Annotated in this window: 8 protein-coding genes and 1 tRNA gene; 3 read left to right on the top strand and 6 right to left on the bottom strand. The window is 68.7% G+C overall.

Features of this window, described 5'->3' with window-relative positions:
• Positions 1 to 478, top strand: a 478-nt coding sequence (locus SACSA_RS0101170) for a hypothetical protein (protein ID WP_408640262.1), incomplete at its 5' end; no start/stop codon positions are given.
• A gap of 289 nt (positions 479 to 767) precedes the next feature.
• Positions 768 to 1991: an acyl-CoA dehydrogenase family protein gene (locus tag SACSA_RS0101165; RefSeq protein WP_232212801.1), complete on the top strand. Its 1224-nt coding sequence runs from the start codon at positions 768 to 770 to the stop codon at positions 1989 to 1991.
• On the opposite strand, the gene SACSA_RS0101160 is transcribed toward SACSA_RS0101165, so the two are convergent.
• The 6 genes from SACSA_RS0101160 to SACSA_RS0101135 form a co-directional block, all read right to left on the bottom strand.
• Complete coding sequence (locus SACSA_RS0101160) at positions 1963 to 2532, bottom strand: GAF domain-containing protein (protein ID WP_019812841.1); 570 nt, start codon at positions 2530 to 2532, stop codon at positions 1963 to 1965. The genes SACSA_RS0101165 and SACSA_RS0101160 overlap by 29 nt on opposite strands.
• Positions 2522 to 3178 carry a GTP-binding protein gene (locus tag SACSA_RS0101155; protein ID WP_019812839.1) on the bottom strand — a complete coding sequence of 219 codons (657 nt, stop codon included), beginning with the start codon at positions 3176 to 3178 and terminating at the stop codon, positions 2522 to 2524. The genes SACSA_RS0101160 and SACSA_RS0101155 overlap by 11 nt, the downstream gene beginning before the upstream one ends.
• Positions 3156 to 3539: a DUF742 domain-containing protein gene (locus SACSA_RS0101150; RefSeq protein ID WP_028661417.1), complete on the bottom strand. Its 384-nt coding sequence runs from the start codon at positions 3537 to 3539 to the stop codon at positions 3156 to 3158. Before SACSA_RS0101150 ends, SACSA_RS0101155 begins: the two co-directional genes overlap by 23 nt.
• Positions 3536 to 3955 carry a roadblock/LC7 domain-containing protein gene (locus tag SACSA_RS0101145; RefSeq protein WP_232212800.1) on the bottom strand — a complete coding sequence of 140 codons (420 nt, stop codon included), beginning with the start codon at positions 3953 to 3955 and terminating at the stop codon, positions 3536 to 3538. Before SACSA_RS0101145 ends, SACSA_RS0101150 begins: the two co-directional genes overlap by 4 nt.
• Positions 3943 to 6063: a sensor histidine kinase gene (locus tag SACSA_RS20940; RefSeq protein WP_157596554.1), complete on the bottom strand. Its 2121-nt coding sequence runs from the start codon at positions 6061 to 6063 to the stop codon at positions 3943 to 3945. The genes SACSA_RS0101145 and SACSA_RS20940 overlap by 13 nt, the downstream gene beginning before the upstream one ends.
• Before the next feature lie 370 nt (positions 6064 to 6433).
• Positions 6434 to 6507: transfer RNA gene (locus SACSA_RS0101135), tRNA-Leu, on the bottom strand.
• A gap of 114 nt (positions 6508 to 6621) precedes the next feature.
• On the opposite strand from SACSA_RS0101135, the gene SACSA_RS0101130 reads away from it, so the two are divergent.
• Entirely contained in the window at positions 6622 to 6843 is a 222-nt protein-coding gene (locus tag SACSA_RS0101130; protein WP_019812832.1) for a DUF3618 domain-containing protein, read from the top strand.
• The last annotated feature ends 60 nt before the right edge of the window (positions 6844 to 6903 follow it).

Raw genomic sequence — 6903 nt, 5'->3', positions numbered from 1 at the left:
CGCGCCCGGCCCGAGGCCCGGTCGGCGTGGCGCGTCGGTGCTGCTGGCGCTGGCCACCGCTGCCCTCGTCGGCTGGAGTGCGTGGGACGAGTACGTGCCCGGCACCGGCTCGGCGCTGGTCACCCGCGTCGGCGTGGACATCCTGGTCGCGACGGCGGGAGCGGGCCTGCTCGCCGGCCTCGCGTTCGTCACGATCGGACGGTGGGCCGCCCTGCCGTGGACCTACCTGTGGACGTTGGTCACGTGCCTGGTGCTGCTGCTGACGCTCGGCTCGCGCTCCCTGCGCAGCACAGCGCTCCACCTGGGACCGGTGACCCAGCCCGTCTTGCGCACCCACGTGCTGGCGTTGGCGAAGTTCGAGCCGGTGAGTTCCGGTTTCGACCCCACCGACGTCCGGAGCGTTTCCCTGGTGTTCGACGCCGAGCGCGGCGGAGCGGTCCTGGTCGACGACATCGGCCTCGCTCCTGGAGTGCGATGACGGGCGCGGGAGGTTGGCGTTCGCCACAGTCGCGTGAGGAGGATGCGCGGGAGTGAGTTGCGTGCGGACACCGAGGACGCCGAGGTCGGGCGGCGGCGCCCCACGAGACCGAGCCGCCACGGCGACGCAACGCGATGCCGGTGCGTGTCAAGATCACTACGAAGGCGGTATCGCGGTGACCGTGGGTCAACGTAACGTGTGCCCGTATGTGTGCCGTCGACGGAGTTCAGCAGCAGAGTAGCCTCAGGAGTGCCGGTTGAGTCCTGGAATGATGACAGACGGCTATTTCATGACGAATGTACACCATCGTCTCCGCGACGAAGTCCGAGGTTTCGCGGAGACCGTGGTGCGGCCCCAGGTGGCCAACATGGAACAGTCCCGTTCGGTCGACCACGTGGTGTCGCGGCTGATCGCTGAGAAAGGGTGGATCGGCGTGACGATCCCACCGGAGTACGGCGGAATGGGGCTCGGGCACCTGGCCAAGACGATCATCATCGAGGAGCTGGCGCGGGTCAGCGGCGCGATGGGCGCGATGGTTCAGGCGTCCCAGCTGGGTGTCGCCAAGATCCTGCACTTCGGCGATGAGGCGCGGAAACAGCGATGGCTGCCCGCCGTGAGCAGGGGAGAATGCCTGCCGACGATCGCGGTCACGGAACCGGAGTCCGGGGGCCATGTGCTGGGCATGTCCATGACCGCCCATCGCGACGGAGACCATTACGTGCTGAATGGACGCAAGGTTTTCGTCGGCAACAGCCACATCGGCGACCTGCACGGTGTCGTGGGCCGTACCGGCCCCGGATCGAAAGGACTGTCGGCGTTCCTGGTCCCGTCCACGGCGCCGGGCCTGTCGCTGCCGGACCACGGGCCCGCCATGGGACTGCACGGATTCAGCTTCGGTGAGCTGGTGTTCGACGACTGCCGCGTTCCGGCGGAGTGCCTGCTGGGCTCCGAGGGGGACGGACTGAGCGTCGCGTACTCGTCCAGCACCCTCTACGGCCGGCCGAACCTGACGGCGGTGTCACTGGGAATCCATCAAGCCATCGTGGACGAGACGCTGCGGTTCGCCACCGAGCATCAGCGCTACGGACGGTCGCTCGGGGAGTTGCCGACGGTCAAGCAGAAGCTGGGCCAGCTCCAGTCGGACCTGATGACCGCCCGGCTCCTCGCGTATCACGCCGTCCACTTGCTGGACCAGGGCCTTCCGTGCGACGCGGAACTGATGAACGCGAAGCTGGTCAACGTCGAGTCGTCGCTGAACGCAGCGCGCACCGCCATGGAGGTGCACGCTGCGTACGGACTGTCCGCCGAGCGCGATCTGGAGCGTTTCGTCCGCGACGCCCACCACATCTACGCTCCGGCGGGCACGTCCGATGTCCAGCGGCTGCGGCTGGCCGAGACCGCGCTTGACCGGTCGCAGAGTCAGTGGTCGGTGCGGTTGTCCGACACCGTCCGGGCCAGCGGTGCCGCACTGCGGCACCGGGGCACTACCCGCGACGCTGAATCAGCCGCATGACCTCGGTCGCCATCGACTTCAGGGCGTCCAGCTCCGGCCGTCCCCACGGACGGGGTTCGGAGGCGACCGCGCAGATCGTGCCCAGCGCGGAACCGGTCTCCTCTTCGATCAACGGGACGCCCATGTAGGCGCGGATGCCGATCTCGTCGACCACGGGGTTGCCCGCGAACCGCGGGTAGTCGCACACGTCGCCGAGGATCAGCGCCTTTCGCCGCACCACGACGTGAGGGCAGTAGCCGTGGTCGCGGGCCATGACCCTGCCGGGCGAGGCTTGCGCCGCGGTCTGCGCGGCATCGAGCGCGCCGGCGTTGGAGGTGTCGGGAGTGTACAGGCCGGCGAAGTACTGTTGCTTCTCACTGATGAAGTTGACCATCGCGTACGGAGCGTCGGCCATCTCGGCGAGCCGCGCGGCGACCGAGTCGAACTCCGGGACCGGGCGGTCGCCGAGATCCAGCATCCGCAGCCGGTCGGTCCGCTGCTCGATCTCGGGGTCCAACGGCGCGGTCAGCAGATTGCGGTCGATGGGCAGTTCACTGTTCATGATGGGCTCCTGAGTGGGGCTGTAGGGTCTCGGCCGGGGCCCGGCGCTGCCGGGACGTGTCGAGAATGTTTTGCAGCAGCGTGACCAGCACCGTGCTGGTCGATTTGGTATCGCGGGCGTCGCAGCGGACGAGCGGCACGTGATCCTTCAACGCGAGCGCGGTGCGCACCTCGTCATCGGTGTACTGGTACTGGTCGCCTTCGAACTCGTTGACCGCGACGAGGAACTTGATCCCGCGCACCTCGAAGAACTCCACCGCGGCGAAGCAGTCCTGGAGACGGCGGGTATCGGCCAGTACCACCGCGCCGAGGGCACCCCGGGAGAGCTCGTCCCACATGAACCAAAAGCGATTCTGGCCGGGTGTGCCGAACAGGTAGAGCACCATGGAACTGAAGGACAGCGCCGGGTTGTCGACCGGGAACGTGATCCGGCCGAAATCCAGTGCGACGGTGGTGGTCGCCTTGTTCTCGATGCCGGCCAAACTGTCGACGCTGACACTGGCGGTGGTGAGGGTCTCCTCGGTGGTCAGCGGTTCGATTTCACTCACGGCGCCGACGAAGGTCGTCTTACCCACGCCGAAACCGCCCGCGACGAGAATCTTGAGTTGCAGTGGGAACTGCTCCTCATAGGCGCTTGAGGCCAGCAATCAATGCCTCCAGTACTTCCGGGCTGTTTGCGTACTCATGGTCGGCGGTGGGGGCACGCACGATCAGCGCACCTGATTGGATGAGATCCGACAGCAGCACCTTGGCCGCGATCACCGGTTGCCGGAGCTGTGCGGAGACCTCCGCGACCGAGGTGGGCTTGCGGCACAAGCGCAGCGCCTCGGAGTGTTCGATACCCAGCCACTGCTCGGAGATCGCTCCTCTGCCGGTCGCCTTGACCTGCGACATCAGATCGAGCGCCGTGCTCGGCGTGGTACGGCCGTTGGTCGCTGTGTAGGGACGGACCCACAGCTCGACGCGCTCGTTGTCCGTGTCCGGAGAGTCGTCGCCGCGACCGATCATGCCCACTGCGATCCGGCGCCCGCATTCGGGCCGGGCATCCTGTTGGGGGTGGCCAGATGAGCAGGCACCTGCTTGACGAGCATCTCGATCTCGTAGCCCATGACGCGGGGGTCGACCTCACGACTGGCCAGTACGGCCAGTGCGCTGCCGGCCGAGGCCGCGGCCACGAACAGCATGATGTCGCCGAGTTCCGTCACGACCTGGCGGAAACCCGAGCTGCCGGAATCGCCGAAGCGTGTGCCGACCTGGTACGCGAGCGAGCACATGCTGCTGGCGAGCGCAGCGAGGGTGTCCTTGTCGCTGTCGTCCATCCCGACCCAGTACTTGGGCAGACCATCGACCGAAAGCAGGACCGCGCTGCGTGCTCCGGGAACGGCGTCGACAAGCCGGCTGAGTAGTAAAGTCATGTCGGCCATGAGGTGGAATCCCCTTCGGTGTTCCATGCGTGCGGGTGCTGAGTTGCCTGGGGTGGCTGCGTTGCCTGGGGCTGCTGCGTTGCCTGGGTTGGTTGAGACTCCGGTGTCTCGGGCTGCGCCTGCTCGGCGCGACCGCGGCCTTCCAAAATGGAGGCCATCAGCGTGGGGTTGTGGCCCGGGAGCGACCGCGTCGGCTCCGGTGGCTCGCGGAGTTCCTCCCTCATGTACGAGCCGCGACGCTGGGGGAGTTCCGGACGATCGGGCCGGTTCCCGGAAGCCGGGCCGTGGTGGGGGGTGTGCGCGGCCGGACCGCCGATGCCGTTGTCGTCCTCGTCGGCGACCGTGCCGTCGTCAGCGTCGGACCGGAGCCTCGCGAGGGTTTCCCCACGCTTGCGCACCGGTAGTGCCTCCAGCGATCCGTCGTCGCCCTGCCGCTGGTCGCGGTGCCGGCCCGGTTCGTCGGGGAGAAGTCCGTTGCCCGTGCTCTCCGGTGTCGGTCCCTCCCCGCGGGGTGGCACGTGTCCGGCCGCCGGGACGGGCGCCGGTGACGCGTCGTGCGACTGCCCTTCCCCGGAACCGTGTGGGGAGGGGTGTGGGTGAGGTGCGGGCTGACGTGCCGGCGTGGCCGGGGCACTGGACGCGGGCGGTGTCGCCATCGGCGGGGACGCGGGTGGTGTCGCCATCGGCGGGGACGCGGGTGGTGTCCCCATTGGCGCGGACGTGGGTGGCGAGGTGTTCACGTCCACCCCGGACGGACCGGATGGTATCGAGGCGGGTGGCTCGCCGGAGGACACCGGCGGCACCGCGCGCGGCGACGGGTCCTGGTCGTCCCGCTCGCTCAGCAACTCGTGAGGGACCACAATGGACGTGTCCGTGCCGCCGAAGATGTTGGGTTGGAGCTCGGCACCGATGCCGTGCCGTTGAGCGAGAATCTTCACCACAGCCAGTCCGATCCGGCCGTCCTGGAGCAGCTGGCCGACGTCCACCTGGGTCGAGCCGTCCAGCAGCCGGTTGATCCGGGCGATGGCTTCGGTGGACAGCCCGATGCCGCGGTCCTGTACTTGGATGGCGAGTCCTGCCGTCACGGGATGCGCGCGAAGCATGACCTTCGGAGCCCCCGGGGTGGTGAAGGTGGTCGCGTTCTCCAGCAACTCCGCCAGGAGGTGGATGATCTCGGCGACCACATGGCCGCGGATGCGCACCTCGCGGATCGGCACGGTCGTGACCTGGGTGTAGTGCTCGATCTCGGCCACGGCGGCACGCAGCACCGCGTTGACCTCCACCGGGATGTCCGACCGGCGTTGCGGAGCCTCGCCACCCAGCACGGCGAGATTCTCGATCTGTCGCCGGATACGGGTCGCGAGGTGGTCGATGGCATACAGCGACTTGAGCAGCTCCGGGTCTTCGATCTCCTGCTCGACCTTGTCGATCCGGTGAATCAGTCGATTGACCAGCGACTGGAGCCGGTAGGCGAGCTTGCCGAAGACCTCACGCCGCAGTTCGGGTCCGGTGTCCCCGCCCCCGTCGGTGTCGTGACGGCCGGTGTCGTGACCCGGGGCGGTGTCATGGCCCTGGGCGGTGTCGTGACCGGGGGTGTTGTCGTGACCGGGGGCGGTGTCGTGACCGGCGGTGGTGGCCTGCCGGGGGTCGGGGCTCTGTCCGAAGTGGGTTTCGGTCGCGTTCGTCGGCGGCGCCGGGGGCGGTGGCGATACCGGCGTGCCGTCCGGCGCCGCTTCCCGTATCGCGGGGTGCTCGTCCACGCGTCCGGCCGGCGCCGGGCCGGGCCCGATCCGTACGGGACGGATCGCGTGGGAGACGAAGTAGGCCCGACCCAGCGCGGCGAGTGTCAGCAGAACGGAGCCGGTGGCGACGACGACCGAAGCCTGAGCTACTGACAGCCACGCCTGGCCGGCCATGACCGCACCGCCCGCGGCGAGGACGACGACCGAGGCCAAGGCGGCGAATGTCGTCGCAGCCAGCTGGGAGCGAACCTTCTCGCCGATGTCGACATACGCGGGGATGCCACCGTCCGGGTTCTGCCGATGCGGCAGCCCCAACGGCAGCCCGCGCGGCTCCGTAGACGCGTCCGGCGGTTCCAAGGCAGACATCAAATCCTTTCTGGCACAGGCAGAGTATTGGGGAAGAGCACATCCACCTGGGTGTGTTCGTAGTCGGACGGGCACCGACAGTGGCCGCGGCGCCGTGATGCTATCGCATCGGGCGATCCAGATCATCCGAACGTGTACCGGGTCCATCGCCGCACCACAAGTCCGCGGTCGCCGACGATGAGCGACTCGCCGCGGCCGTCGCCATCACGATCACCGGCGCCCGGAAGCCTCGTCGCCGTCCTCCGCATCCCCCGTCCCGCGCGGACCGGACAGCCGAGGGGCAGTGACGACAGCGGCGACGAACAAGGCCCTGACCCAGCGACGGATCGCCGGTCAGGGCCTCGAAGGACGATGTTTCGCGCGAGTTCGGTGGGCCCGGTGGGACTCGAACCCACACTGGCACGGACCTAAACCGTGTGCCTCTGCCAATTGGGCTACGGGCCCGGTACGCACGTAGCTTAGCGCCGACCCTCCGGGGACGGCGTGGCCGGTGCGGCGGTCGGGGCCGCTGTGAACTACCGTGACAGCCTGCGGACAGGACGCTGGCGAGGAGGACACGTGGCGCGCGACCCGGAGACGATCGAACGCGACATCGAGAAGGCCAGGCAGCAGCTCGCGACGACCCTGGACCGGATCGGGGAGAAGGCGAACCCGCAGAAGCTCGCGGACTCCGCTCGGGCGGGTGTCCGGAGCAAGCTCGACGAACCGAAGGTCCGCTACCCGCTCGTCGGCGCGGGTGTGCTGGTGGCCGTGCTCGTGGTGCGCAAGCTGCTGCGTTGATGGTGCGCATGCCGCTGCGCTGACCCGGGGGCAGTGCCGTCCGCCCGGCGCTGCCCCGCC

The sequence above is a fragment of the Saccharomonospora saliphila YIM 90502 genome (assembly GCF_000383795.1).
Classification (GTDB): Bacteria; Actinomycetota; Actinomycetes; order Mycobacteriales; family Pseudonocardiaceae; genus Saccharomonospora; species Saccharomonospora saliphila.
The sequence above is the reverse complement of the archived record's forward strand: the minus strand, read 5'-3'. Positions and strand labels throughout refer to the sequence as shown.